The 24,350-nt window shown below is 71.7% G+C and carries 26 protein-coding genes; 18 read left to right on the top strand and 8 right to left on the bottom strand.

Annotated elements, in window-relative coordinates; all coding sequences use genetic code 11:
• Positions 1–49 precede the first annotated feature (49 nt).
• Genes ASD35_RS15495 through ASD35_RS15480 form a run of 4 tightly spaced genes read left to right on the top strand, consistent with a single transcriptional unit; the run spans position 50 to position 3,980 of the window.
• Positions 50–1,513 carry an alpha/beta hydrolase gene (locus ASD35_RS15495; protein ID WP_056875890.1) on the top strand — a complete coding sequence of 488 codons (1,464 nt, stop codon included), beginning with the start codon at positions 50–52 and terminating at the stop codon, positions 1,511–1,513.
• A complete protein-coding gene (locus ASD35_RS15490) occupies positions 1,510–2,292 on the top strand; it encodes an ATP-binding cassette domain-containing protein (protein ID WP_082580184.1) in 783 nt (260 codons plus the stop codon). The genes ASD35_RS15495 and ASD35_RS15490 overlap by 4 nt, the downstream gene beginning before the upstream one ends.
• On the top strand, positions 2,289–3,452 hold the full coding sequence (locus ASD35_RS15485; RefSeq protein WP_056875829.1) for an ABC transporter permease: 1,164 nt from the start codon (positions 2,289–2,291) through the stop codon (positions 3,450–3,452). The genes ASD35_RS15490 and ASD35_RS15485 overlap by 4 nt, the downstream gene beginning before the upstream one ends.
• Positions 3,453–3,464: 12 nt before the next feature.
• Positions 3,465–3,980 (top strand): hypothetical protein, encoded by a 516-nt coding sequence (locus ASD35_RS15480; protein WP_056875828.1) that lies wholly within the window; start codon positions 3,465–3,467, stop codon positions 3,978–3,980.
• On the opposite strand, the gene ASD35_RS15475 is transcribed toward ASD35_RS15480, so the two are convergent.
• Complete coding sequence (locus ASD35_RS15475) at positions 3,977–4,471, bottom strand: hypothetical protein (protein ID WP_056875827.1); 495 nt, start codon at positions 4,469–4,471, stop codon at positions 3,977–3,979. The genes ASD35_RS15480 and ASD35_RS15475 overlap by 4 nt on opposite strands.
• A 101-nt stretch (positions 4,472–4,572) precedes the next feature.
• Here ASD35_RS15475 and ASD35_RS15470 point away from each other — a divergent pair, with 101 nt between their 5' ends.
• Positions 4,573–4,797, top strand: coding sequence for a DUF2061 domain-containing protein (locus tag ASD35_RS15470; protein WP_056875826.1), 225 nt, complete (start codon positions 4,573–4,575; stop codon positions 4,795–4,797).
• Here the strand turns inward: ASD35_RS15470 and ASD35_RS15465 are convergent.
• The 4 genes from ASD35_RS15465 to ASD35_RS15450 all read right to left on the bottom strand — a co-directional run bounded on the left by ASD35_RS15465 (position 4,784) and on the right by ASD35_RS15450 (position 6,999).
• On the bottom strand, positions 4,784–5,752 hold the full coding sequence (locus ASD35_RS15465) for a tripartite tricarboxylate transporter substrate binding protein (protein WP_056875825.1): 969 nt from the start codon (positions 5,750–5,752) through the stop codon (positions 4,784–4,786). The genes ASD35_RS15470 and ASD35_RS15465 overlap by 14 nt on opposite strands.
• A 32-nt stretch (positions 5,753–5,784) precedes the next feature.
• A complete protein-coding gene (locus tag ASD35_RS15460; RefSeq protein ID WP_056875824.1) occupies positions 5,785–6,072 on the bottom strand; it encodes a YkgJ family cysteine cluster protein in 288 nt (95 codons plus the stop codon).
• A gap of 25 nt (positions 6,073–6,097) precedes the next feature.
• Positions 6,098–6,292, bottom strand: coding sequence for a DUF2892 domain-containing protein (locus ASD35_RS15455; RefSeq protein WP_056875823.1), 195 nt, complete (start codon positions 6,290–6,292; stop codon positions 6,098–6,100).
• A 68-nt stretch (positions 6,293–6,360) separates the two neighbouring features.
• Positions 6,361–6,999, bottom strand: a complete 639-nt coding sequence (locus tag ASD35_RS15450) for a Crp/Fnr family transcriptional regulator (protein ID WP_056875822.1) — start codon at positions 6,997–6,999, stop codon at positions 6,361–6,363.
• 107 nt (positions 7,000–7,106) lie between these two features.
• Here ASD35_RS15450 and ASD35_RS15445 point away from each other — a divergent pair, with 107 nt between their 5' ends.
• The 11 genes from ASD35_RS15445 (at position 7,107) to ASD35_RS15395 (ending at position 17,943) form a co-directional block, all read left to right on the top strand.
• Entirely contained in the window at positions 7,107–7,838 is a 732-nt protein-coding gene (locus ASD35_RS15445; protein WP_056875821.1) for a cytochrome b/b6 domain-containing protein, read from the top strand.
• A 7-nt stretch (positions 7,839–7,845) separates the two neighbouring features.
• Positions 7,846–8,610 (top strand): response regulator, encoded by a 765-nt coding sequence (locus tag ASD35_RS15440; RefSeq protein ID WP_082580193.1) that lies wholly within the window; start codon positions 7,846–7,848, stop codon positions 8,608–8,610.
• A gap of 54 nt (positions 8,611–8,664) precedes the next feature.
• Positions 8,665–10,614, top strand: a complete 1,950-nt coding sequence (gene mnmG / locus ASD35_RS15435; RefSeq protein ID WP_056875820.1) for a tRNA uridine-5-carboxymethylaminomethyl(34) synthesis enzyme MnmG — start codon at positions 8,665–8,667, stop codon at positions 10,612–10,614.
• On the top strand, positions 10,611–11,237 hold the full coding sequence (gene rsmG, locus ASD35_RS15430) for a 16S rRNA (guanine(527)-N(7))-methyltransferase RsmG (protein ID WP_056875819.1): 627 nt from the start codon (positions 10,611–10,613) through the stop codon (positions 11,235–11,237). Before mnmG ends, rsmG begins: the two co-directional genes overlap by 4 nt.
• 76 nt (positions 11,238–11,313) lie before the next feature.
• Positions 11,314–12,087 (top strand): ParA family protein, encoded by a 774-nt coding sequence (locus ASD35_RS15425; RefSeq protein ID WP_056875818.1) that lies wholly within the window; start codon positions 11,314–11,316, stop codon positions 12,085–12,087.
• Positions 12,084–12,623, top strand: coding sequence for a GNAT family N-acetyltransferase (locus ASD35_RS15420; protein WP_056875817.1), 540 nt, complete (start codon positions 12,084–12,086; stop codon positions 12,621–12,623). Before ASD35_RS15425 ends, ASD35_RS15420 begins: the two co-directional genes overlap by 4 nt.
• The gene (locus ASD35_RS27610; RefSeq protein ID WP_056875816.1) at positions 12,616–13,362 is read left to right on the top strand and encodes a GNAT family N-acetyltransferase; all 747 of its coding nucleotides are present in this window, start codon (positions 12,616–12,618) and stop codon (positions 13,360–13,362) included. Before ASD35_RS15420 ends, ASD35_RS27610 begins: the two co-directional genes overlap by 8 nt.
• A 103-nt stretch (positions 13,363–13,465) precedes the next feature.
• Positions 13,466–14,494, top strand: coding sequence for an OmpA family protein (locus ASD35_RS15410; RefSeq protein WP_056875815.1), 1,029 nt, complete (start codon positions 13,466–13,468; stop codon positions 14,492–14,494).
• Positions 14,495–14,518: 24 nt separating this feature from the next.
• Positions 14,519–15,532, top strand: a complete 1,014-nt coding sequence (locus ASD35_RS15405) for an OmpA family protein (protein WP_056875814.1) — start codon at positions 14,519–14,521, stop codon at positions 15,530–15,532.
• A 62-nt stretch (positions 15,533–15,594) separates the two neighbouring features.
• Positions 15,595–17,280 (top strand): ExeA family protein, encoded by a 1,686-nt coding sequence (locus ASD35_RS15400; RefSeq protein WP_056875813.1) that lies wholly within the window; start codon positions 15,595–15,597, stop codon positions 17,278–17,280.
• A 6-nt stretch (positions 17,281–17,286) separates the two neighbouring features.
• A complete protein-coding gene (locus ASD35_RS15395) occupies positions 17,287–17,943 on the top strand; it encodes a general secretion pathway protein GspB (RefSeq protein ID WP_056875812.1) in 657 nt (218 codons plus the stop codon).
• Positions 17,944–17,953: 10 nt separating this feature from the next.
• On the opposite strand, the gene ASD35_RS15390 is transcribed toward ASD35_RS15395, so the two are convergent.
• The 3 genes from ASD35_RS15390 to argC all read right to left on the bottom strand — a co-directional run bounded on the left by ASD35_RS15390 (position 17,954) and on the right by argC (position 22,774).
• Positions 17,954–19,300, bottom strand: coding sequence for a hypothetical protein (locus ASD35_RS15390; RefSeq protein WP_056875811.1), 1,347 nt, complete (start codon positions 19,298–19,300; stop codon positions 17,954–17,956).
• Complete coding sequence (locus ASD35_RS15385; protein ID WP_056875810.1) at positions 19,297–21,753, bottom strand: hypothetical protein; 2,457 nt, start codon at positions 21,751–21,753, stop codon at positions 19,297–19,299. The genes ASD35_RS15390 and ASD35_RS15385 overlap by 4 nt, the downstream gene beginning before the upstream one ends.
• 73 nt (positions 21,754–21,826) lie before the next feature.
• Positions 21,827–22,774 carry an N-acetyl-gamma-glutamyl-phosphate reductase gene (gene argC / locus ASD35_RS15380; RefSeq protein ID WP_056875888.1) on the bottom strand — a complete coding sequence of 316 codons (948 nt, stop codon included), beginning with the start codon at positions 22,772–22,774 and terminating at the stop codon, positions 21,827–21,829.
• A gap of 45 nt (positions 22,775–22,819) precedes the next feature.
• On the opposite strand from argC, the gene ASD35_RS15375 reads away from it, so the two are divergent.
• Together ASD35_RS15375 and ASD35_RS15370 are read left to right on the top strand one after the other, a co-directional pair.
• Entirely contained in the window at positions 22,820–23,350 is a 531-nt protein-coding gene (locus tag ASD35_RS15375) for an alpha/beta hydrolase (protein WP_056875809.1), read from the top strand.
• Positions 23,351–23,366: 16 nt separating this feature from the next.
• A complete protein-coding gene (locus ASD35_RS15370; RefSeq protein ID WP_056875808.1) occupies positions 23,367–24,260 on the top strand; it encodes a ParB/RepB/Spo0J family partition protein in 894 nt (297 codons plus the stop codon).
• The last annotated feature ends 90 nt before the right edge of the window (positions 24,261–24,350 follow it).

Raw genomic sequence — 24,350 nt, 5'->3', positions numbered from 1 at the left:
GGGCCGCGCCGCATACTGCACGCCATTCCAACGACGACAAGTGAACGGCATGCGTGATTGGCGCGGAGGCCTGCTGGTGCTCCTGACGACGGCCGGCCTGTGCGGCACGGCGATGGCGGCAGCGCCGCTGAAGCCCTGCCGCATCGAGGGCATCCCCAACGAGTTGCTGTGCGGCAGCCTGCAGCGCCCGCTGGACCCGGCGCGGCCGGACGGCGTGAAGATCACCATCCACTACCTGGTCGTGCCGGCGATGGCGCGCAACAAGCAGCCCGACGCCGTGCTGATGCTGGCCGGCGGCCCCGGGCAGAGCGCCATCAAGGTGGCGCCGCGCGTGCTGCAGCGGCTCTCGCGGCTGAACAACCGGCGCGACCTGGTCTTCGTCGACCAGCGCGGCACCGGCCTGTCGGCACCGCTGGAATGCCCCGACGACAGCAAGCTGCCCATCACCGAGCAGCTCGACACCGCCGCGCAGATGCGCCGCCTGGACGCCTGCCGCGCGACGCTGGAAAAACTCCCCTACGGCCAGGACGGCGGCCTGCGCTTCTTCACGACGACGATCGCGATGCAGGACATGGAGGCCGTGCGACAGGCGTTGGACGTGCCGCAGTGGAACCTCATCGGCGGCAGCTACGGCACGCGTGCGGCGCTGGAGTACCTGCGCCAGTTCCCGGCCCAGGTGCGGCGCACCCTCATCGATGGCGTCGCGCCGCCGGACATGGTGCTGCCCGCCAGCTTCTCGACGGACGGCCAGGCGGCGCTGGACAAGCTCTTCGACGCCCATGCCAAGACCCACCCGCAGCTGCGCGCCGACTGGGCCAAGCTGCTGGCCTCCCTGCCCCGCGCGGTGACGGTGCAGCAGCCGCTGACGGGCGTGCCCGAGCACTTCACTGTCGACCGCGAGCTGCTGCTGCGCGCCGTGCGCGGGCCGCTCTACCAGCCGGCGCTGGCCGCCGCCCTGCCCGCGGCCATCCAGGCCGCCGCGCGGGACGGGCGCTTCGACGGCCTGTTCGGCCTGACGACGGCCTTCGGCAGCGGCAAGGGCATGAAGCTGGCGATGGGCATGCACTTCTCCGTCGTCTGCGCGGAGGACATGCCGCGGCTGGCGCAGGCGACCGACACGCCCGGTACGGACTTCCGCAACGTCGACGCCGACATGTACGCCCGCATATGCAAGACCTGGCCCCGCGGCGACGTGCCGGCGGACTTCTACAAGGTGCCGCCGGCGCCCAGCCCGGTGCTGCTGTTGAGCGGCGGCGCCGACCCCGCCACGCCGGCACGCCACGGCGAGCGCGTCGCCAAGGCGCTGGGCGCCGGCCAGCCGGCGCGCGTGCAGCACCTCGTCGTGCCGGAGGCCGGCCATGGCGTGATGGCGGTGGGCTGCATGCGCGACGTGATGTTCCGCTTCATCGACGCCAAGACCGACGCGGAGGCGCTGCCGCAGGACGCGGCCTGCGCGACCCGCATCCCCCGCCCGCCCGCTTTCCAGCCCGTGCAGGGAGGGCCTGCCCAATGATCGAGATCCAGGACGTTCACAAACAGTTTTCCACGCGCACGGGCGCCGGCCTGTTCAAGCGTGGCGCCAAGAAGGTCGTGCATGCGGTGCAGGGCGTGAGCCTGACGGCCGCCAACGGCCGCATCACCGGCCTGCTGGGCGCCAACGGCGCGGGCAAGACGACGACGCTGCGCATGCTGGGCGGGCTGTTCGCGCCGGACAGCGGCCACATCGCCTGCGACGGCATCGTCGTGAAGAACGCGCCGCTGCAAGCCCTGGCCCGCATGGGCATCCTGGGTGATGCGCACGGCCTGTACCCGCGCCTGAGCGCGCGCGAGAACATCGCCTACTACGGCCGCCTGCAGGGCATGGCACCGGAAGCCGCCAACGCGCGCGCCGAGGAGCTGGCCCGCCTGCTGGAGATGCAGTCCATCCTGGACCGCCGCGCCGAGGGCTTCAGCCAGGGAGAGCGCATGAAGACCGCGCTGGCGCGCGCCCTCGTGCACGACCCCGCCAACATCGTGCTGGACGAACCGACCAACGGCCTGGACGTGCTGGCCACGCGCGCCCTGCGCGAGGCCTTGCGATGGCTGCGCAGCCCCGCGGGCGGCAGCAAATGCATCGTCTTCTCGACCCACATCATGCAGGAGGTGGAGCACCTCTGCGACGAGGTCGTGGTCGTGTCGCACGGCCGCAGCGTGGCGCATGGCAGCGTGCCGGCGCTGCTCGAACAGGCGGGTGAGCACCGCTTCGAGGATGCCTTCGTGAAGCTCGCGTTCCCCGAGGAGGTCGCGGCATGAAGCACGCTTGGATCGTCTTTGCAAAAGAACTGGCCGACGCGCTGCGCGACCGCCGCACGCTGCTGCGCATCCTCATCCCCGCCGTGTTGATGGGACCGCTGCTGCTGGCCGCGCTGTCGGGCCTGATCGCGTCGTTCGAGGCCCGCGCCGAACGCCGCGAGCTGATGGCCGTCGGCATCGACAACGCGCCGACGCTGAAGAACTTCATCGAGCGCCAGACCTACACCATCAAGGCCGCGCCCAGCGACTACGAGGCGCGGCTGCGCGCCACGACGCTGCTGGAGCCGGTGCTCGTCGTGCCGGCGGACTTCGAGGCCAAGCTGCTGCAAGGCGAGGCCCCGACGGTGGAGATCGTCGGCGACAGCGCCAACCAGCGCGCCAGCGCCGGCATCGGCGCCATCAAGGGCCTGCTGTGGAGCTTCAACCGCGAGCGCTCGGCGCTGAACCTGGCGATGCGCGGCGTGTCCATCGAACTGCTGGAACCCATAGACATCGAGGAGCGCGACCTCGCCAGCGCGCAGGCACGCGCGGCGCGGCTGACCAGCATCATCCCGATGTTCATCATCATGGCCGTGCTGTACGGCGCCTTGACCGCGGCGCTGGACAGCACCGCCGGCGAACGCGAGCGCGGGTCGCTGGAACCGCTGCTGATGAACCCCGCGCCGCACGGCGCCATCGTGGCCGGCAAGTGGGGCGCTGTCGCGCTGCTGGGCATGGCGGTGGCGCTGCTGGCGAGCTTGAGCTTCGTGCCGGCGCAGTGGCTGCTGCAGAGCGACAGCCTGCAGGCGATGTTCCAGTTCGGCACCGGCGAGGTGCTGGCCTTCTGGCTGCTGCAGATCCCGCTGGCGGCCGGACTGTCGGCCCTGCTGATGGCGCTGGCCATCCGCTCCAAGACCTTCAAGGAGGCGCAGGCCAGCAGCACGCTGGTCATCACCGCCGTCAGCCTGGCGCCGATGGTGAGCCTGCTGAACCCGGGTGGCGACGCGCCCTGGTACCTGTGGGTGCCCGGCCTGGCCCAAAACACGCTGATGCTGGCCGTGCTGAAGGGCGAGGCGCTGCGCTGGAGCCAGGTGCTGCCGGGCGTCGTCATCGGCTTCGGCCTCGCGGCCGTGGCGCTGGTTTACGTGGCGCGGTCGATGCGCGCGGCGGTGGCGCGGTAAGCTGCGCGCCGCATGAAACGCATCGCCTTCCTGGCGGCCACGGCACTGTCGCTGTCCGGCTGCACCAGCTTCAAGAGCTTCAGCGCCTTCGAACCCGCCACCCCGGCCGACTACACCGGCCCGACGGCGAACGTCGCCGACCAGGTGGTGGCCGTCAGCCCGCAGCAGCTGCATGTCTTCGAGATGACGCAGGCCGACGGGCGCCGCCTGGCCAGCAGCAGCGTGGCCACCACGCGCGCCGGCCAGGGCAGCGGCATGACGGTCACGCCGGTGGCGCTGACCAACGAGCTGCCGCTGGGCCCCGCGCGCGTGAGGCTGCAGGCCGCGACGCAATACGCCTCGCCGGTGCTGGGGCTGTCCCACCCGCACTGCCGCACGGTGGGCGAGGTGGACTTCACGCCGGCGGAGGGCCGACGCTACGTCGTCACCGGCCGCATCGCCGCCGATGCCTGCGAGGTGTGGATCGAGGATCTCGGGAGCAAGCAGGCGGTCACCGAGAAGATCAGCGGCCCGGGCACCAGGCCCTAACCTAACCTTCGCGCGGCAGCCTTGAGGAGCGCGCGCGAGTACCAGCGGTGAAAGCCCAGCAGCGCGTGGAACACCCCGCTGAAGCGCGCCTCGCCGCCCGGCCCGCGGCGGCGCGGCACGACGGCCGAGCCGAACCACAGCGTCGTGGCGCCCCCGCCCGCCTCGACCTTGAACCAGGAGCGCGTGGCGCCGCTGTCCTCGTGCATCAGCAACTCATCCGGGCGGCGCGCCTCGACGGTCCAGACGGCCAGCCGTTCGCCCTCGTCGCGCGCCAGGGCTCGCGCCATCGCGTCGCTGGACGGCTTGCCGAGCAGCGCGAGCAGCACGCGCTCGACCTTGAACAGCCGCGTCGTGTAGAAGGCTTCGACGAACTCGGCCAGCGTGACGGCGCGCGGCAGGTGCAGCGTGTAGGCGTCGGCAAACGCGCCGCGCTGCTCGGCCAGTTGTGCCAGCAGGCTGTGCGGAGGCAGCGGGGTCGCGGCCGGCGTCATGACCGGGCAGCGCCGATCGCGGGGATAGCCGCAAGCGATTGGCTACCGGTGATAAGAATCATTAGCATTTGACTATTCGATTCACTCGGGCGATAGACAACATGGCCAAGGCCGTCAGCTTCGGCATCCTGCACCTGGGCACCTCGTTCACGGTCACCTACGCCCTGACCGGCAGCATCGCGGTGGCCGGCGCGGTCACCTTCATCGAGCCGCTGGCCAACACGGTGCTGCACTACTTCTTCGACAAGTACTGGGACCACCCGCGCGCCCAGGCCTGGCGCGCCCGCCTGGGCCGCGGGGCGGCGTGGCGGCTCAATCGGGCTTGACCTTGGCCCGCTGGATGACGGGCTTCCAGCGCTGCTGCTCCTGCGCGATGAAGGCGGCGAACTGGGCCGGCGTGTTGCCGACGGCCTCGGCCGAGTCGGCGCCCAGGCGCTCCTTCGCACCCACCGAACGGATGGCCTTGGCCGCCTCGACGGCGAGCTTGTCGACCGAGGCCTGCGCCATGCTGGATGGCGCCAGCAGACCGTACCACTGCGTCATCTCGAAGCCGGGGAAGCCCTGCTCGGCCACGGTCGGCACGTCGGGCAGCTGGGGCAGGCGCTCGCGCGAGCCGGTGGCCAGGCAGCGCAGCTTGCCGGCCTTGATGAACTGCATGACGGCCGGCGCGCCCACGGAAGCAGCCTCCAGCCGGCCCGCCAGCAGGTCGGTCAGTTGCGGGCCGGTGCCGCGGTAGGGCACGTGCAGCATGAAGAGGTTGGCCGCCATCTTCAGGTACTCCATGGCCAGGTGGCCGGCGCTGCCGTTGCCGGCCGAGCCGTAGTTCAGCTGCCCCGGGCGCTTGCGCGCGTAGGCGACGAACTCCTGCAGCGTCTTCACCGGCAGGTCCGGGTGGACGACGTACAGGCTTGGCACCTTGGCCAGCAGCGTGACCGGGCGGAAGTCCTTGACCGGGTCGTAGGGCAGCTTGTCGAAGATGTAGGGGTTCACGGCCAGCGTGCCGATGTGGCCCAGCACGAGGGTGTGCTGGTCGTCCGCGCGGGCCACCTCGGCCATGGCCACGTTGCCGGCGCCGCCGGGTTTGTTCTCGACGTACATGGTCTGGCCGAGCGACTTGGTCAGCTCGGCCGCGACGGTGCGCGCGACGATTTCACTGCTGCCGCCCGGTGCGAACGGCACGAGCAGGCGGATGGCGCGGCTGGGCCAGGGGCCGTCGGCCAGGCTGGGCAGCGCCAGGCCGCAGGAGGACAGCAACAACAGGCGGCGTCGTGGGTCGGTCATGGCGGTGGGTGGCAGCGGCGGACCACCCGACTCTAGCCGCCTGGCGCCGTCTCGCGCTCCATCCATCCCAGCCAGTGCATGGCCTGCTCGCGGCTGTCACCGCACATCTCCGCGTGCGGCGCCAGCGAGCCGCACACCGCCGGCCGCTCGGGCCGGCCGAAGAGGCGGCAGCGGTCTTCGTCGTCCAGCTGCACGCAGCGCACACCGGCCGGCTTGCCGCCAGGGTGGCCGGGGATGGGCGAGCTGATCGACGGGGCGATGCAGCAGGCGGCGCACCGGGGGCGGCAGGCGGGGGATGTCGAGGGCTGGGACAAGGCCATGCCGGCATTGTCCCGCCCACGCGCCTCAGGACTTGCGCGGGCAGGTGCTGAAGCCGAACAGCGCGTACAGCGGGCAGCTGCCCATCAGGCCGGTGGCCAGCGGCACCAGGCCGATGTAGCCCCAGGCGCCGATGCTGCCGGTCACCGCCAGGCCCAGCAGCGCGAGGCCGGCTGCGATGCGCGCACCGCGGTCCAGGCCGCCGACATTGGTCTTGAACATCTTGCTTCTCCTCGGGTTGCGATGGCTTGCATGCTGCGCCGGGGCGGCCGGCCTGTCGGTGACCGCGGTCACACAACGCTTGCGCCAGCGCAAACCCGCTGCAGGCCGGCAGCGCTGACCACCTCGATGCGCTCGCGCCCGAGGCGCACCAGGCCATCGCGCTCGAAGCGGCGCAGCAGCCGGCTGACGATCTCGCGCACCGTGCCCAGCTCGTCGGCCAGCTGCTGGTGGGTGGCGGCGAGCCGCGGGCCGCGCGCGCCCAGCAAGGCGGCCAGGCGCTGGTCCAGCCGCTGGAAGGCCACGGCCTCGACCAGCGCCATCAGGTCGGCCAGGCGCTCGGCCATCAGCCCCATCACGTAGCGGCGCAGCAGCGGGTCGCGCTCGCAGACGGCCTCGAAGTCGGCCGGGCTGACGAGTCGCAGCGCGGTCTCGGTGCGTGCCTCGCCTTGCGCGGTGGCCACGCGATGCGCAAACAGGCAGGTGGCCGACACGACGCAGACCTCCCCCGGCTCGACGCGGTAGAGCTCCATCTGGCGGCCGTCCGGCGAGGCCAGCGACACGCGCACGCAGCCCGCGTCGACGATGGGAAAGCCCGGGCAGGGCTGGCCGGCCTCGAACAGCCGCGTGCCGGCGGGCACGCGCAGGGGGCGGGCCCGGCGGGCCAGTTCGGCCAGCGGCGCCAGGGCGGGGTCGGGCGGAAAAGGCATGGCCCGATTGCAGCACGGCGCGCGCCCTCGGCGGCCGGAACGCATGCGGCTTCAGCCAGCACTAAGCCGGGCCCGTCAGCATGGCGGCATTCGCATCAGGAGCCGTCATGACCTCGCCTTCGACCGACACCGCCCCGTCCACCCCCGTCACGCAGCCGCTGTGGGACGCACCGGTGCGCCTGCTGCACGGGCTGATGGCGCTGAGCGTGGTCGGCGCCTGGCTGACCGCCGAGGCCTATGGCTGGCGGGCCGTGCACATCAGCTTCGGCCTGACGCTGGCCGGCGCGATGGCGCTGCGGCTGCTGTGGGGCTTCGTCGGCACGCCGCCGGCACGCTTCGCGAGCTTCGTGCGCGGGCCGGCCGCCGTGGTTGCGCACCTGCGCGAGCTGCTGGCGGGCCGGGCGCGGCCGCATGCCGGCCACAACCCGGCAGGTGGCTGGGCGGTGCTGGCGCTGATCGCGACCGGCCTGCTGGCAGCCGGCAGCGGCTGGCTGGCCTGGCAGGGCGGCGAGGCCTGGGAGGAGGTGCATGAGACGCTGGCCAACGGGCTGCTGCTGCTGGTGGGCATGCATGTGGCCGCGGTGCTGCTGACGAGCTGGCTGGCGCGCGACCGGCTCGTGCCGGCGATGCTGACCGGCCGCAAGGCCGTGCCGGCCGGCACGCCGCCGACGCGGGCCATGCACCGCGGCCTGGCCGCTGCGCTGCTCGTCGCCGTGCTGGGCTTCTGGGCCTGGAGCCTGGGGCCGGCCTCGCCCTGGCGCGATGCCGGCGAGGCAGCGCACGGCCAAACGCATGGTGAAGGGCGGCATCATCGCGAACGGGACCACGACGACGACTGACGAGACGATGCGCATCCTGCTCGCCGAAGACGACCCGCTGCTGGGCGACGGCCTGCGCGCGGGCCTGCGCCAACAGGGCTTCCAGGTGGACTGGGTGCGCGACGGCGAGGCCGCCGAACGCGAGCTGCGCGCCGCGCCCTATGCCGCGGCCGTGCTCGACCTGGGCCTGCCCCGGCTGGACGGGCTGCAGGCGCTGGCGCGCGCCCGCGCGGCCGGCTGCACGGTGCCCGTGCTGGTGCTGACCGCCCGCGACGCCGTGCCCGACCGCATCCGCGGCCTGGACGGCGGCGCCGACGACTATGTCGTCAAGCCGGTGGATTTGTTCGAGCTGGGCGCGCGGCTGCGGGCGTTGGTGCGGCGCGCCCACGGCCAGCAGCAGGAGCAACTGGCGTGGCGGGACGTCGCACTGGATCCTGCCACCCGCCGCGTGACGCAGGCGGGCGCCGAGGTCGCGCTGTCGGCGCGCGAGTTCGACCTACTGGCCCTGCTGCTGCGCCAGGCCGGCCGCGTGCTGAGCCGCGAGCAGCTGGAGGCGCAGCTCTATGCCTGGGGCCAGGAGGTGGACAGCAATGCCATCGAGGTCCACGTCCACCACCTGCGGCGCGCGGACGCCGCGGCTCCGGGCAGCGGCCTGGGTTGGTCCATCGTGAAGCGCATCGCCGCCCTGCAGGGTTGGGCCGTGACGGCCGACCGTTCACCTGCCCTCGGCGGCCTGCGCGTGGCGCTCGCGCCCGAGAAATCGTCGGATGACTTATCCACAGCCGCTTCGTAAAATTCGGGGTTTGCCCGAGCCCTCGCGCGGGCCTGCGTTCTTTCCAGGATCGAGATGCTCTACCCCAAGGAATTCGATGTCATCGTCGTCGGCGGCGGCCATGCCGGCACCGAGGCGGCGCTCGCCGCCGCCCGCATGGGCGCGCAGACGCTGCTGCTGACCCACAACATCGAGACCCTGGGCCAGATGAGCTGCAACCCCAGCATCGGCGGCATCGGCAAGGGCCACCTCGTCAAGGAGGTCGACGCGCTGGGCGGCGCGATGGCGCTGGCCACCGACGAAGGCGGCATCCAGTTCCGCATCCTCAATTCGTCAAAGGGCCCGGCCGTGCGGGCGACTAGAGCCCAGGCCGACCGTATCCTCTACAAGGCCGCCATCCGCCGCCGGCTGGAGAACCAGCCCAACCTGATGCTGTTCCAGCAGGCCGTGGACGACCTGATGGTGGAAGGCGACCGCGTCGTCGGTGCCGTCACGCAGGCCGGCATCCGTTTCCGCGCCCGCGCCGTCGTGCTGACGGCCGGCACCTTCCTGGACGGGCGCATCCATGTGGGCCTGGAAAACTACGCCGCCGGCCGCGCGGGCGACCCGCCGGCCGTGTCGCTGTCGGCCCGGCTCAAGGAGCTGAAGCTGCCGCAGGGGCGCCTGAAGACCGGCACGCCGCCGCGCATCGACGGCCGCACCATCGACTTTAGCAAGTGCGAGGCCCAGCCCGGCGATCTTGATCCCGTGCCCGTGTTCAGCTTCATGGGCAACGCCGCCATGCACCCGCAGCAGGTGCCCTGCTGGATCACACACACCAACCTGCGCACGCACGAGATCATCCGCAGCGGCTTCGACCGCAGCCCGATGTTCACCGGCGTCATCGAGGGCGTGGGGCCGCGCTACTGCCCGAGCATCGAGGACAAGGTCAACCGCTTCGCGGACAAGGACTCGCACCAGATCTTCCTGGAGCCCGAGGGCCTGACGACGCACGAGTTCTACCCCAACGGCATCTCCACCTCCCTGCCCTTCGACATCCAGCTCGCCGCCGTGCGCAGCATCCCGGGCCTGGAGAACGCCGACATCCTGCGCCCCGGCTACGCCATCGAATACGACTACTTCGACCCGCGCGGCCTGAAGGCTTCGTTCGAGACCAGGGTCATCCAGGGCCTGTTCTTCGCCGGCCAGATCAACGGCACGACCGGCTACGAGGAAGCGGCGGCGCAAGGCCTGTTCGCCGGCCTGAATGCGGCGCTGCAGGTGCGCGGCGACGGCGCCTGGACGCCGGCGCGCGACCAGGCCTACCTGGGCGTGCTGGTGGACGACCTCATCACCAAGGGCGTCACCGAGCCCTACCGCATGTTCACCAGCCGCGCCGAGTTCCGCCTGCAGCTGCGCGAGGACAACGCCGACGCCCGCCTGACCGAAACGGGCCGCCAGCTGGGCCTGGTGGACGACGAGCGCTGGACCGCGTTCAACCGCAAGCGTGATGCTGTTTCACGTGAAACGGAGAAGCTGAAGAGCACCTGGGTGCATCCGGGCATCCTGCCGGCGGCGGACGCCGAGCGCCTGGTCGGCAAGGCGTTGGAGCGTGAGTACAACCTCGCCGACCTGCTGCGCCGCCCCGGCGTCGTCTTCGACACGGTCGCGGAAGTGGCCGCGATTGCGCGACCCGAAGCCGCTGTTTCACGTGAAACGTTGGTCACGGAGCTTGGTCGCGAACTGGCCGACCTGGTCACCGAACAGGTCGAGATCAGCACCAAGTACGCCGGCTACATCAACAAGCAGGCCGACGATGTGGCCCGTGCGGCCCACTTCGAGCACCTGAAGCTGCCCGACGACCTGGACTACGGCCTCGTGCACGCCCTCTCTTTCGAGGCGCGGCAGAAGCTCAACAAGCACAGGCCTGAGACGCTGGGCCAGGCGTCGCGCATCTCCGGCATCACGCCGGCAGCGATCTCGCTGCTGCTGGTGCATCTAAAGAAGGGTAAGTTCAAGGGCTTCACGGAAGCGGAAGCGGCATGAGGGACGCCCTCCAAGCGGCCGCCACCGAACTCGGCCTCGAACTCAACGACTCCCAACTCGACCAGCTGCTGGCCTACCTGGCCCTGCTGCAGAAGTGGAACAAGGTCTACAACCTGACCGCCGTGCGTGACCCGGCGCAGATGCTGAGCCACCACCTGGTGGACAGCCTCTCCGTCGTCGCGCCCCTGAAGCGCCACGGCGCGCCGGCCCGATTGATGGACGTTGGTGCGGGCGGTGGGCTGCCGGGCGTCGTCATTGCGATCTGCTTCCCTGAGACCGACGTCAGCTGCGTGGATGCCGTCGCCAAGAAGGCGACGTTCATCCAGCAGGTCGCGGCCGAGCTGAAGCTGCCCAACCTGCACGGCGTGCACAGCCGCGTCGAAGCGCTGGAGACCGAGCCGTTCGGTGTCATCACCTCGCGCGCCTTCGCGTCCCTGGTCGACTTCACCCGCCTGACTCGCCAGCACCTCGCCGAGGGTGCGGTGTGGATGGCCATGAAGGGGCAGCACCCCGCCGACGAGATGGCCGCGCTGCCTGCCGACGTGGACGTGTTTCACGTGGAACAACTGGCCGTCCCGGGCCTGGATGCCCAGCGCTGCATCGTGTGGATGCGCCCTCGCTGAGCTGACTCACGGGTCGCGCCCGAGGGTCGACCCGCCCTCTCGCCGGTACGATGCCGGTAGTCGAAAACTGGAACCCATGGCCAAGATTTTCTGCATCGCCAACCAGAAGGGCGGCGTCGGCAAGACCACCACCACCGTCAACCTCGCCGCCGGCCTGGCGCAGATCGGCCAGCGCGTCCTCGTCGTCGACCTGGACCCGCAAGGCAACGCGACGATGGGCTCGGGCATCGACAAGCGCAAGCTGGAGTTGACCGTCTACGACGTGCTGCTGGAATCCGCCTCGCTGCCCGAGGCCAAGGCCCGCGCCGAGAAAGCCGGCTATGACGTCCTGGGTGCCAACCGCGAATTGGCCGGCGCGGAGGTGGACCTGGTCGCACTGGAGCGCCGCGAGGCGCGGCTGAAGGCGGCGCTGGCAGACGCCGGCAAGGACTACGACTTCATCCTCATCGACTGCCCGCCGTCGCTGTCGATGTTGACGCTGAACGGCCTGTGCTGCGCCCATGGCGTCATCGTGCCGATGCAGTGCGAGTACTTCGCGCTGGAAGGCCTGACCGACCTGGTCAACACCATCAAGCAGATCCACGCCAACCTGAACCCTGACCTGCAGATCATCGGCCTGCTGCGCGTCATGTTCGACCCGCGCATCACGCTGCAGCAGCAGGTCAGTGACCAGCTCAAGGCCCACTTCGGCAACAAGGTCTTCGACACGGTCATCCCGCGCAACGTCCGCCTGGCCGAGGCGCCGAGCTACGGCCTGCCCGGTGTGGTGTTCGACCCCAGCTCCAAGGGCGCGGTGGCCTTCGTCGACTTCGCCAAGGAGATGGTGCGGCGGATCGAGACGATGCGATGAGCGTGACGCTGAGGCCGATGCAAGACAGCGATGCCGACGCAGTCGCCGACCTGCACGCCACCAGCTGGCGCAGCGCCTACCGCGGCATCGTGCCGGACAGCTTCCTCGACCACGACGTCTTCGCCGACCGCCGGGCCGTCTGGCGTGAGCGCCTGCAAACCTCGCCGGTCACGTCCGCCTTCGGCATCGTCGCCGAAGACGCTTCGGGCCGGCTGATCGGCTTCGCCTACGTGCTGCCTGGCCACGACCCCGTCTGCGGCACGCTGGTCGACAACCTGCACGTCCACCCAGAGCTGAAGGGCGGTGGCATCGGCCGCCGGCTGCTGCAGGCCGTCGTCCGCGAGCTGGGGCCGGCGCACACCCTGCCGCTGCACCTGTGGGTGCTGGACCAGAACGAGCCCGCCAAGCGCTTCTATGCGCGCATGGGCGCCGAGTTCATCGACCCCGGCACGACGCCGCCTTTCGGTGGTGTCTGCCTGCCCGAATGGCGCTGCATCTGGCGCAATCCTTCCACCCTGCTCGACGCCAATGCTTGACGCCCTTGCCCTGCGCGCCGAAATGGCCGGCCTCGACGCCAGCGCCCCGCCCCAGCAGGCCGACATCGACGGCTGGCTGATCCGGCTGTCGCCCGGCAAGGCCAAGCGCTCGCGCTGCATCAACGCGCTGCACCAGGGCACGCTGCCGCTGGACGACCTGCTCGCCCGCTGCCAGCAGGCCTACGACGCCGCCGGCCTGCCGCTGGCCATCCGCGTGACGCCGTGGAGCCAGCCGGCCGACCTGGACGCGCGCCTCGCCGCCAAGGGCTGGGGCGTGTTCGACGCGGCCGATGTGATGGTGCTGGACCGGCTCACGCCCGAGCCCGCACCCGCTGCCCTCCAGGCCCTCGATGCGCCCGCCTACGCCGCCGTCGTCGGCGCCTTGCGCGGCTCCTCCAGCACGGCCATCGCCGCCCATGCGGAGCGCATTGCTAACGCCCCGGTCACCTACCAGGGCTTCGCGCTGAACGACGCCGGCGGCGCGCTGCTGGCCTGTGGCCAGATGGTTGTCGACGACGACATCGTGGGCCTCTACGACGTCTTCTCGGCCGTGCCGCGCCACGGCCATGCCGAGCGCCTGTGCCGCGCGCTGCTCGCGCTGGCCCACGCCCAGGGCGCGCGCCAGGCCTACCTGCAGGTGGGCAGCGACAACAGCGTCGCCCAGCGGCTCTACGCGCGCCTGGGCTTCGTCTTCGCCTACCGCTACCACTACCGCAGCCCCGAGACCGAGCTGGCCTGAAGGCGTCGTCACCGCTTTCGGCTCCCACGTTTGCAGGTCGGCCGCGACGCGGGCCGGCGCGGTGGCTGCGTCAACATCGTGCCTCTCATTCGACGCCGCCCACATGACGCTGACCCGCACCGCCCTCGCCCTGCTGGCCTCCCTGACCGTTGCCACCGCGCAAGCCGACGCCCCGAAGGCCGACGTCCCGGGTAGCGCCGACCATCCCGTCCTCAAGCGCTTCACCGGCAGCCTGCTTGTCGGCTACGCGCAGCAGGAGTGGGAGCAGCGCAGCTTCCCCGACGCCAGTGGCGTCTCGAAGACCGAAGACAAGTTCAACCGCCCGGTCAACGTCGAGGGCAAGGTCACGCGCCTGTATTACCTCGCGCCGCTGGGCAAGAGCCCGCTGGAGGTGTTCCGCAACTACCAGCAGGCGCTCACTGCCGCCGGCTTCAAGCCCACCTGGGGCTGCGAGAGCGAAGCCCAAGGCTGCACCAAGGCCTACTTCGCCATCGACGGCTACGAGCGCGGCAAGGGCATGCGCTGGGCCGAGGGCGACCTGCCCGCCGCGGACAGTGCGCACCGCGGCAGCACCTGGGCCCTGCCGATGGCGCTCAGCTACGACCAGGCCCGCATGACGGTCGGCACCCTCACCAGCGGCGGCCGCACGCTGAACCTGCTGCTGTTCACGTCCATGGCCGAGAACGAGCACACGAACCGTGCCGCGACCTACATCGAGATCGTCGAGCCCAAGGCCATGCCCACCGGCCAGGTCACGGTCGATGCCAAGGCCATCGGCCAGGGCCTGCAGGCCGAGGGCAAGGTGGCGCTGTACGGCCTGCTCTTCGACACCGGCAAAACCGACATCAAGCCCGAAAGCGGCAAGCAGCTGGACCAGATGGCCGCCGTGCTGAAGGCCCAGCCGGCGCTGAAGGTGCTCATCGTCGGCCACACCGACAACGTCGGCAGCATCGACGCCAACCTCGCGCTGAGCCAGGGCCGCGCCCAGTCGGTGGTGGCGGCGCTGGCGCAGCGCGGCATCGCGGCCAACCGGCTGCAGGCGCGCGGCGTCGCCAACTTCGCGCCCGTGGCCGCCAACGGCAGCGAAGACGGCCGCGCGAAGAACCGCCGCGTCGAGATGGTGCTGCAATAACCTAACGCCCTATCCAACCGAATCATGAAGCTCATCGCCGCCATCGCCACGCTGCTGGCCGCCACCGCCAGCTTCGCCGCCGACAAGCCCGTCTCCGACCTGCCCGGCGCCGCCGACCACCCGCTCATCAAGCGCTTCGCCGGCTCCTGGCTAGCCGGCCAGCGCGTCTCCAGTTGGGACGCCGCCGTCGTGCCCGCCAGCGCCGAGCTGTCCAAGGCGGACAAGCGCCAGTTCACGGAGCTGCTCAACCTCGAAGGCAAGGTCACGCGCACGGTCTACATCGCGCCGCGCGGCAAGTCCGCGCTGGAGGTGTGGCGCAACTACGAGCAGGCGCTCAACGCCGCCGGCTTCAAGAAGCGCTTCTCGTGCGAGCGCAACTGCGCCGACCTCTACTTCGCGTGGTGGAAGACCAGCGAGCCCAACAAGGGCATGACCTGGGCCAAGGGCGACGTCGACACGCCCACCGGCAGCCGCTACAGCCTGACGTCGGCGCTGTCCGCCGAGGACGGCCGCATGCTCGTCGGCACGCTCGGCAAGCCGGGGCAGGAAGCCACCGTGCTGCTCTACAACTCGGTGGCCGCCAACGCAACCACCGGCCTCGTCGCCACCTACCTCGAAGTCGTCGAACCCAAGGCCATGGAGACCGGCCAGGTCAGCGTCGACCCGGCCGCGATGCAGGCCGGCCTGGCGGCCGAGGGCCGCGTCACACTGACGGGTCTGTTCTTCGACACCGGCAAGACCGAGCTCAAGCCCGAGTCCAAGGCCCAGCTGGAGGCGATGGCCGAGCTGCTGAAGAGCCAGCCCGCGCTGAAGGCCTGGATCGTCGGCCACACCGACAACGTCGGCGGCTTCGAGGCCAACGAGAAGTTGAGCCTCGCCCGCGCCCAGGCCGTCGTCGCGGCGCTGGCTGCGGCGCCCTACAAGGTCGATGCCAAGCGCCTGGTGCCCAAGGGCCTGGCCAGCCTGGCGCCGGTGGCCGGCAACGGCGAGGAGGCCGGGCGGGCTCGCAACCGCCGCGTGGAGCTGGTGGCGCAATAGCGTCGCGCAACGGTTCAGGCCAAGGGCGGCGCGGCCCGGCGCAGTGGTTATCCTGCCGCCCCATGTACGCGCCCTTCTTCGGCTTGAAACAAGCGCCGTTCTCGATCGCGCCGGACCCGCACTACCTGTTCATGAGCGAGCGCCACCGCGAGGCGCTGGCCCACCTGCTGTATGGGCTGGACGGCGGCGGCGGCTTCGTGCTGCTGACCGGCGAGATCGGGGCCGGCAAGACCACCGTCTGCCGCTGCTTCCTGGAGCAGATCCCGGCGAACTGCAACGTCGCCTACATCTTCAACCCCAAGCTCACCGTCCCCGAGCTGCTGCAGGCCATCTGCGACGAATTCCACGTCCCGGTGCCGGCGGGCGCGCTGACGGTGAAGGACTATGTCGACCCACTGAACGCCTTCCTGCTGGCGCAGCACGCGGCGGGCCGCAACAACGTGCTCATCATCGACGAGGCGCAGAACCTCTCGGCCGACGTGCTGGAGCAGCTGCGCCTGCTGACCAACCTGGAGACGACCGAGCGCAAGCTGCTGCAGGTGGTGCTGATCGGCCAGCCCGAGCTGCGCGGCATGCTGGCCCGGCCCGAACTGGAGCAGCTGGCGCAGCGCGTCATCGCGCGCTTTCACCTGGGCGCGCTGTCCGAGGCCGAGACGGCGCAGTACATCCGCCACCGCCTGACCGTGGCTGGCCTCACCGGCGCGCTGCCCTTCGACCGCGCCGCGCTGCGCCTGATCCACCAGCTCACCCGCGGCGTGCCGCGCCGCATCAACCTGCTGTGCGACCGCGCGCTGCTGGGCGGCTATGCCGGCGGCCAGGCGCTGATCACGCCGGCGATCGTGCGCCAGGCCGCGGCCGAGGTGTTCGACGCGCAGCGCCCCGCGGCACGCCGCCGCCGCCGGCCGGACCCGATCGGCATCAGCCTGGTCGTGCTGGCTGCGGCCATGGCCGGCGCCGGGCTGACCTGGGCCCTGCAGCGGCCGTCGCCCGGGCGCGGCGGCGCGGCCGGCGCCGCGGTGGCCACGGCCGCGAGTGCCGCGTCGTCTCCGGCGAGCGCCGCGTCGGCCGTCACGCTGGCCGCGAGTGCGGCTTCCCAGCCGGCCTCGGCCGCCGGCCGCGCCGGGCCGCCCGAGGCACAGCCGCTGCAGCTGGCCGACTGGACGCCGCGCGACGACGACGCCTGGGCGGCGCTGGCCAAAGCCTGGGGCTTGCCGCTGCCGGCCCAGGCCGACCCCTGCGCCGTCGCCGCCCAGCGCGGCCTGCAGTGCTACCGCAGCACCAGCGGCAGCCTGTCGGTGATCCGCCTGATCGACCGCCCGGTGCTGCTCACGCTGCGCCGCCCCGGCCAGCCGCCCGCCCTGGCCGCGCTGGTGGGGCTGGACGGCCAGCAGGCCACGCTGTGGGTGGACGGCGCGCCGCGCCGCGTCGAGCTGCAGGAGCTGGCGGGGGCCTGGCGCGGCGAGTTCGCCACCTTCTGGCGCGTGCCGCCGGGCTACGCCAGCCGGGCGGACAACAGCGGCCCGTTGCGCGGCTGGCTGGCGGCCCAGCTGGCCCGCGTGCCGGGCCTGGCCGCCCCCGGCGCGGCCGCCTCCGCGCCACCGAGCTGGCCCGAGTTGAGCCGCCAGGTTCAAGCCTTCCAGGCCAGCCAGGGCCTGCAGCCGGACGGCCGCGTCGGCCCCATCACGCTGATGCTGGTCAACCGGGTTGCCGGCGTCGCCGAGCCGAAGCTGGACCCCACGACCGACTGAACCGCCATGTCCTACATCCTTGACGCCCTGCGCCGGGCCGAAGCCGATCGCGAACGCGAGCGCGGCCAGGTGCCGGGCCTGCACACCCAGCCCCTGCCCGGCCGCGAAGCCCGAGGGGCCGCGGGCCGGCGCCGCTGGCTGCCCTGGGCGGGCAGCGGCCTGTTGCTGCTGGCCGGCATCGGCGCCGGCAGCTGGTGGGCCAGCGGCCCGCAGGACGCCGCGCCGCCGGCGTCGCCCCCTGTTCCTGCACCTGCACCGCTCGCCACCGCGCCCAGCGCACCGACGGTGACGCCACCGGTCGCCAGCCCGCCACCACCGCAGCCCGCGGCAGCAGACTCCCCCTACCTCGCGCCCCCACCTCCGCCGGGCACGGCGGCCGCAGCCAAGCCGGCACCCGTGCCGGTGCCGCCCCCTCCCGCCCCAGCGCCCGAAGCCCGCATCCCGCGCCTGGCCGAACTGCCGGAAAGCACGCGCCGGGAACTGCCCAAGCTGGCGATCAGCGGCTCGGTCTACTCCGACGACCCGGCCAGCCGCATGGTGATCGTCAACGGCGAGGTGCTGCGCGAAGGCGCCAAGCTCGGCGCCGACCTGGTGCTGGAGCAGATCGGCCCGCGCGAACTGGTGCTGCGCTTCAAGGGCCAGCGCTACCGGCAGCCGGTCTGACGCCGCAGCCTCAGCGCAGGCGCCGGTCCAGCCAGTTCAGCACCCGCGCATCCTGGAAGTAGTTGGTGTGGTGCGTCTCGGCGCTGGGGCCCAGGTCCTCCCAGTGCGGCGCCACCAGCAGCTGGCTGCCCAGCCGGTTCATCGCGGCGCTGTCGACGACCAGGTCGTTGGGCTGGTCGAAGATCAGGTCGGCGCCGTGGTACATCGCCTGGCCTTTGAGGTTCGTGACGCGCTTCCACAGCTTCCACAGCGGCTCGTGCACTTCGCTGGGCTGGAAGCTGCCGCCGATGGCCCGCACGTCCACGCCGGCCGCCGGCCCCTGCAGCGGCCACAGCTGCGCCAGCTCCAGGTTGTTGGCCACGCGCCCCTGGGCCAGCAGGCCCGGCACCAGGCCCACGGCCGCGTCGGCCAGCGGCAGGCGCGAGCCCAGCTGCAGCACCTTGCCCAACACGCAGGCCAGGCCCGCCACCCCAAGCGACAGCGGCTCCAGGCCCGGCATCAACCGGCCCGTGCGCACGGCGCCCTCGGCCAGCACGTCGGCGATGCTGGCCAGCGTGTCCAGCGCCTGGCGGATCTTGTCCGGCGCGGCGAGTGACGTGCCGGCCAGCGGCGAGCCGACGAACAGCGCCTGGCGCACCGGCAACGCCGGCGCCAGCCGCAGCAGCCAGGCGATGACGAGGCCGCCGCGGCTGTGGCCGACGAAGTCCAGCTCCGCGGTGCAGGCGGCCAGCGCGTCGCGAAGCGCCAGCGCGTTCAGCCAGGGCGCGACGCTGAGCGTCGGGTGGTCGAAGGCCAGCACCGCGGCATAACGATCGCCCGCGCGCGTCAGGCGTTCGAACAGCGCCTCGCCGTCGGCCGTCGCGGCGAACTCCCGGGCATACATGGCGCTGGCACTGAAGGTGCCGTGCACCAGCACCAGCACGCGCCCCGCCAGCCCGCTCAGGAAGCCGGCCGGCAGCGGCGCCCAGTGCGTCCCGTCCCAGCGGCGCAGCCCGTCCGTGGGCTGCATGCCGCCGAGCACCGGGTTCAGCCGTACGTCCAGCTTCTGCAGGCCTGCGGTGACCGCATTGACGCCCAGCGCGGGGAAGGCGATGCGCTCGACCGTCTCGCGCGGGTCCAGCCCCACGGCGCGCCAGCTGCGCCGCGCGCCGCCGCCGCGCTCCCGTGCCGGCGGCTCGTAGACCCAGCGCAGCAGCCCGTCGTCGCGCACCAGCCGCACGGCGGCGCGGCCATCGTCGCGCGCGGCCTCGTAGCCGCGGCGGCGGCGCTGCTGGATGGAAGCACGGGCCTCCTCGCCGCGGTCCGGCGCCGGTTCACTGAGCTGCTCGCGCGCCGCGCGCCATAGCGGGTGGCTCATGACCGCTCCTTGAGCAGCGGCAGCGGCGTGACCTGGGCCTGGCGGGCGGTGACGATGTCCAGCATCGAGTCGTAGTCGCTGCGCTCGGCCAACGCCTGCACGCCCGCCTCGATGGCCTCGATGAAGCCGCAGTGCTCCGTCAAGCGCACCGTCTCGATGGGCACCAGCTTGCGCTCGCGCACCCAGCGCCGCACCTCCGCCCAGCTGGCCTTGCCGGCATGCCAGCTCACCACCTGCGCATTCGCGGCCGAGCTGCCGCCGGCGTCGGCCTGCACCACCTCGCTGTAGTTGGCCGCGCCCATGCGCTGGTACTCCTCCTGGAAGCTGCGGTGCCGCCACCAGCCCGGCAGCGCATGGCCTTCGAGCAAAAACACGACCGGGTAGATGTCCACCAGCTCCAGGCAGGCCGCGAACAGCAGCGCCAGGTCGATGCAGGTGCCGGCACGCTCGGCCAGCACCATGGACGGCACGCGCAGCCGCTGCGAGTCCAGCTCGCCGCTGTAGCTGGGCGGTGGGTTGATGTAGCCCAGCCGCCAGTCGTGCAGCAGCGTCGCCCACAAGGCCTCCACCTGCCGGTCCACGCCGCGCAGCGCTTCCTCGTCGATGGCGTCGTCGCGCACGCACTGGTAGCCGTCGAAGCCTGCCGTCGGGTCGTCGCGCAGCACGCGGTTGTAGCGGCGCGCCATGGACACGGCGTCCAGCACCGCCGGGTCGCGCGGCAGCACGAAGGACGGCAGCCAACGGCCGTCGCGACGGTTGTCGCGCCACTGATCCACCGGCAGCAGGCGCAGGCGATGGCTGTCGTGGTACAGCAGCTCGTCGTCCTGGCGCACGCTGACGACGAGGCTGGTGTTGATCGCCTCGTGCACGCTGCGCGCGACCTCCGCCGTCAACGGCACGTGGATCTTGTCGGTGAGCTTCTCGCGCACCTGGCGCAGCCGCACGCGGCGCTGGAAGCGCGCCACCTCGGCGCCCATGTGCACGGCCACCTCCACGTCCAGCGGCGCGGCGCGGCCGGGGTTGTCGCAACTCAGCACGAAGCGCTTGAACAGCGGCTGGGCGTTGTGCAGCACCGCGTAGTTCAGCTCCGGGAAGGGCTCGACCTCGCAGCGCACCACCGCCGATGCCGACTCCGGCGCCGCGACATCGGCCTTGGCCATCGCCAGCCCGCGGGCCCGGGCCTCGTGGGCCGCGCGCACGGTCGGATCGACGAACACCGGGCCGTCCAGCCACAGCGTCACGCCGGTCGCATCCACCGATTCCGGCAGCGCCCGCACCTCTTCCCAGACGCTGGTGAAGGCCGCCGGCAGGTCGAACCCGCCCGCGAACAGGTGGCGCAGCAGCTGCGTCAGCGCGTACTCCGCCAGCGAGTCGTCGAAGGCGTCCTGGAAGCCCAGCGCCGCCCGCGACGCGCCCTCGGTGATCAGCATCGGCGCCAGCCGCGCCGCGCTGTTCCACACGTTCAGCGTCGTCAGGTAGGGCGGTGTCTTGCCCACCGCCTCGGCCACCGCCGTCGCCAGCGCCTGCGCATGCACCAGGCGCGGATAGCCCTCGGCGCCGCGCAGCAGCAGGCCGTCCAGCACGCGGCGCGAGTCGGCCAGCAGCTCGTCGATCGGCTGAACCTGGCAGGGCGCATCGGCCGCGTCAGACTCGGGCGCCTCCACCAGCGCCGACTTGCCCACCAGCGTGCCCAGCTCGCGCAGGCCCTGGTGGCTGTCCATGCCGGCGAAGTGCAGCAGGTGCGGCGGCCGCGCCTTCAGCTCGGCACTCAGCTCCGCGAGGCTCGGGTAGTTCAGCACCCGCGGCGCCGGCACCTCCTTGGGCAGCGCCGCGGCGAGGTTCTTCAGCTCGGCGTCCACCGTCCAGCGCTCGCACAGCTCCAGCGGCAGCGCGTTGACGAACAGCACGCGCAAGTCCTTCCACGACGGAAAGACCACCGCGTCGCGCGGCATGGGCTGCCAGCGCCCCTCCACCTCGTGCTGCACCTGCAGCTCGCGGATGATGGTCAACGGCCGCGGCTTGCCCACGGCGGCGCGGCGCTGCTCGCGCGTGGCCGCCGCCAGCACGTACTCCCACGGGAAGATGCGCCCCTCCCACAGGATGGCCTCGTGCCGGTAAGGCACGCGCACCACCAGCGTCGACGCCTCGCTCAGCGCGCGCACCTGCGCCGTGCTCAGGCCCAGCGCCTTCAGCGTCTCGGCGGCCTCGAGCTGGTGCTGCTCGCGCACCTTGGCCTCGCGCACCCAGCGCTGGCGGGAACGCAGCACATAGGTCCAGCGCAAGGCCTGCTGGGCCATGCTCTGGCGCGAGCGGTCGTCCACCGCGGCCAGCGGCACGCCGAGCGCATTGCCCGCGCTGGCGATGTGCACGCCGGGCAGCAGCAGCTCGTGCTCGGGCTGCGGCTTGCCGTTCTTCCTCGGCGTCCCTTTCGGCGCTCTGCCGGATGTGCTCACGGGCCCTCCTTGCTCATGAAGACGGCCCGCAGTATCGCGACGCTGCGCCGATGCGCAACGCCACGTTTGACGCTCAGATCAGGCCGAGGCTTTCCTCGACGCCCAGGTGCACGTTCATGCTCTGCACGGCCGCGCCGCTGGCGCCCTTGCCGAGGTTGTCCAGGCGCGTGATGAGCAGCACCTGTGTGTCAGAAGCGAACACGAAGATGTCCACGCGGTTGGTGTCGTTGCAGGCCTGCACGTCGAAGAAGCCGGCCTCCAGCGCGGCCGCGTCGCGCAGCGGCTTCACGCTGATGAAGCGTTCGCCCTCGTAGTGCGCGGCCAGCGCGGCCTGCACCTGCTCGGGCGTCGTGCCGGGCTTGAACTGGCTCAGCTGCAGCGGCACGCTGACGGCCAGGCCCTTGTAGAAGCTGCTCACGATGGGCATGAACACCGGCGGGTTCGCCAGGCCGGTGTGGGCCATCATCTCCGGCAGGTGCTTGTGCTTGAGCCCCAGGCCGTAGGGCCGCGGGGCCTGGAGGTGGGCGGGCAGCGGCTGCTGTTCGTACTCGGCGATCATGGATTTGCCGCCACCCGAGTAGCCGGTGATGGAGGTGGCGCTCACCGCCGCATCGGCCGGCAGCAGGCCGGCGTCCACCAGCGGGCGCACGCCCAGGATGAAGGCGCTGGAGTGGCAGCCGGGGTTGGAGATGCGCTTGCTGGCCTGGATGGCGCCGCGCTGGCCGCGCGCCAGCTCCGGCAGGCCGAACACCCAGCCCGGCGCCGTGCGGTGCGCGGTGCTGGCGTCGATGAGGCAGGTGTGCGGGTTGTTGATCATGAACGCCGCCTCGCGCGACGCCGCATCGGGCAGGCACAGGAAGGCCACGTCGGCGGCATTCAGCAGGCGCGAGCGCTCGGCCGGGTCCTTGCGCTTGTCGGCGTCGATCTTCAGCACCTCGATGTCGGCCCGCGCCGCGAGGTACTCGTGAATGCGCAGACCGGTCGTGCCTTCCTGGCCGTCCACAAACACGCGATAAGTCATGCCCAGCTCCAAGCAAAATTCAGCCAGGAAGGATAAGGGAAAACGATGAAGGACCGACGTGTACTGCTTCTGCCGGGCTGGCAGAACTCCGGCCCCGGCCATTGGCAAAGCCGCTGGGAGTCGCTGTATGGCGACCAGCGCGTGACGCAGCACGATTGGGACTGGCCGCGCCGCGGCGACTGGATGGCGCGGCTGGACGAAGTGCTGCTGGAGATCGAGATGCCGGCCCTGCTGGCCGCGCATTCGCTGGGCTGCCAGCTCGTCGCGGCCTGGGCCGAGCATTCGCGGCACACCGCCCGCGTCGCTGGCGCCCTGCTGGTCGCCCCGCCCGACACCGAGCGCGCGGACATGCCGCCGCAGCTGCACGGTTGGCGCCCGATCCGCCGTTCGCGCCTGCCCTTCCCCAGCATCGCCGTCATCAGCAGCGACGACCCGTACGCCACGCCGGAGCGCAGCGCGCAGATGGCGGCGGACTGGGGCGCCAGCGTCGTCATGGCCGGGCCGCGGGGCCATCTGAATGCAGACTCCGGCCTGGGCGACTGGCCGGAGGGCCGGGAGCTGCTGCTCGGCCTCTGACTGACAATCCGCCCCCATGGCAACGAAGAAACCCAAAGGCCTCGGCCTCGGCCTGGAAGCCCTGCTGGGCCCCAAAGTCAGTGAGGCACCCGCCACCGACTTGCCCTCCACCCTCAAGCTCGAACAGCTGCAGGCCGGCAAATACCAGCCGCGCACGCGCATGGACGAGGGCTCGCTGTACGAGCTGGCCGAGAGCATCAAGGCGCAGGGCATCATGCAGCCCATCCTCGTGCGCCCGATCACGCCGAACGGCGGTGTGAATTACGAGATCATTGCCGGCGAACGGCGCTTCCGTGCCGCAAAGCTTGCCGGTCTGCGCGAGGTGCCGGTGCTGGTCAAGGCGGTGCCCGACGAATCGGCGGCCGCGATGGCGCTGATCGAGAACATCCAGCGCGAGGACCTCAACCCGCTGGAAGAAGCGCAAGGCCTCAAGCGCCTGACCGACGAGTTCGGGCTGACGCACGAGCAGGCGGCCCAGGCCGTCGGTCGTTCGCGCAGCGCCGCATCGAACCTGCTGCGGCTGTTGAACCTTTCGGCGCCGGTGCAGAACATGCTGATGGCCGGCGACCTCGACATGGGCCATGCGCGCGCGCTGCTGCCGCTGGACGGCGCCACGCAGATCACGACGGCCACCGAGATCGCAGCCAAGAAACTCAGCGTGCGCGAGGCCGAGAAGCTGGTCGCCAAACAGCAGGGCGCCGCCCGCCAGACACCGCTGCTGCGTGTGAAGGGCGACAAGAGCCGCGACGTGCTGCGGCTGGAGGAGGAGCTGGCCGACGCCCTCGGCGCGAGCGTCGAGGTGCGCGTGAAGAAGCGCAGCAAGCGCGGCGGCCAGAGCGGCGAGCTGGCCATCCACTTCGACTCGCTGGACGCGCTGTCCGGCATCCTCGACAAGCTGCGCGGCGGCTGAACCTCGCAGGCGCAGCGCGGCACTCAGTCAGGCGCTCGCAATGCGGCGGCGTCTGACAACGGGCACCCTCGCACGCGCTCAACACTAGGG

It is taken from the genome of Pelomonas sp. Root1444, assembly GCF_001426885.1.
Taxonomy (GTDB): Bacteria; Pseudomonadota; Gammaproteobacteria; order Burkholderiales; family Burkholderiaceae_C; genus Pelomonas.
This window is presented reverse-complemented; position numbering and strand designations above follow the sequence as displayed.

Coding starts and splice junctions, on each gene's coding strand:
- ASD35_RS15495 (WP_056875890.1), top strand. CDS start 50: ATGCGTGATTGGCGCGGAGGCCTGCTGGTGCTCCTGACGACGGCCGGC.
- ASD35_RS15490 (WP_082580184.1), top strand. CDS start 1,510: ATGATCGAGATCCAGGACGTTCACAAACAGTTTTCCACGCGCACGGGC.
- ASD35_RS15485 (WP_056875829.1), top strand. CDS start 2,289: ATGAAGCACGCTTGGATCGTCTTTGCAAAAGAACTGGCCGACGCGCTG.
- ASD35_RS15480 (WP_056875828.1), top strand. CDS start 3,465: ATGAAACGCATCGCCTTCCTGGCGGCCACGGCACTGTCGCTGTCCGGC.
- ASD35_RS15475 (WP_056875827.1), bottom strand. CDS start 4,471: ATGACGCCGGCCGCGACCCCGCTGCCTCCGCACAGCCTGCTGGCACAA.
- ASD35_RS15470 (WP_056875826.1), top strand. CDS start 4,573: ATGGCCAAGGCCGTCAGCTTCGGCATCCTGCACCTGGGCACCTCGTTC.
- ASD35_RS15465 (WP_056875825.1), bottom strand. CDS start 5,752: ATGACCGACCCACGACGCCGCCTGTTGTTGCTGTCCTCCTGCGGCCTG.
- ASD35_RS15460 (WP_056875824.1), bottom strand. CDS start 6,072: ATGGCCTTGTCCCAGCCCTCGACATCCCCCGCCTGCCGCCCCCGGTGC.
- ASD35_RS15455 (WP_056875823.1), bottom strand. CDS start 6,292: ATGTTCAAGACCAATGTCGGCGGCCTGGACCGCGGTGCGCGCATCGCA.
- ASD35_RS15450 (WP_056875822.1), bottom strand. CDS start 6,999: ATGCCTTTTCCGCCCGACCCCGCCCTGGCGCCGCTGGCCGAACTGGCC.
- ASD35_RS15445 (WP_056875821.1), top strand. CDS start 7,107: ATGACCTCGCCTTCGACCGACACCGCCCCGTCCACCCCCGTCACGCAG.
- ASD35_RS15440 (WP_082580193.1), top strand. CDS start 7,846: ATGCGCATCCTGCTCGCCGAAGACGACCCGCTGCTGGGCGACGGCCTG.
- mnmG (WP_056875820.1), top strand. CDS start 8,665: ATGCTCTACCCCAAGGAATTCGATGTCATCGTCGTCGGCGGCGGCCAT.
- rsmG (WP_056875819.1), top strand. CDS start 10,611: ATGAGGGACGCCCTCCAAGCGGCCGCCACCGAACTCGGCCTCGAACTC.
- ASD35_RS15425 (WP_056875818.1), top strand. CDS start 11,314: ATGGCCAAGATTTTCTGCATCGCCAACCAGAAGGGCGGCGTCGGCAAG.
- ASD35_RS15420 (WP_056875817.1), top strand. CDS start 12,084: ATGAGCGTGACGCTGAGGCCGATGCAAGACAGCGATGCCGACGCAGTC.
- ASD35_RS27610 (WP_056875816.1), top strand. CDS start 12,616: ATGCTTGACGCCCTTGCCCTGCGCGCCGAAATGGCCGGCCTCGACGCC.
- ASD35_RS15410 (WP_056875815.1), top strand. CDS start 13,466: ATGACGCTGACCCGCACCGCCCTCGCCCTGCTGGCCTCCCTGACCGTT.
- ASD35_RS15405 (WP_056875814.1), top strand. CDS start 14,519: ATGAAGCTCATCGCCGCCATCGCCACGCTGCTGGCCGCCACCGCCAGC.
- ASD35_RS15400 (WP_056875813.1), top strand. CDS start 15,595: ATGTACGCGCCCTTCTTCGGCTTGAAACAAGCGCCGTTCTCGATCGCG.
- ASD35_RS15395 (WP_056875812.1), top strand. CDS start 17,287: ATGTCCTACATCCTTGACGCCCTGCGCCGGGCCGAAGCCGATCGCGAA.
- ASD35_RS15390 (WP_056875811.1), bottom strand. CDS start 19,300: ATGAGCCACCCGCTATGGCGCGCGGCGCGCGAGCAGCTCAGTGAACCG.
- argC (WP_056875888.1), bottom strand. CDS start 22,774: ATGACTTATCGCGTGTTTGTGGACGGCCAGGAAGGCACGACCGGTCTG.
- ASD35_RS15375 (WP_056875809.1), top strand. CDS start 22,820: ATGAAGGACCGACGTGTACTGCTTCTGCCGGGCTGGCAGAACTCCGGC.
- ASD35_RS15370 (WP_056875808.1), top strand. CDS start 23,367: ATGGCAACGAAGAAACCCAAAGGCCTCGGCCTCGGCCTGGAAGCCCTG.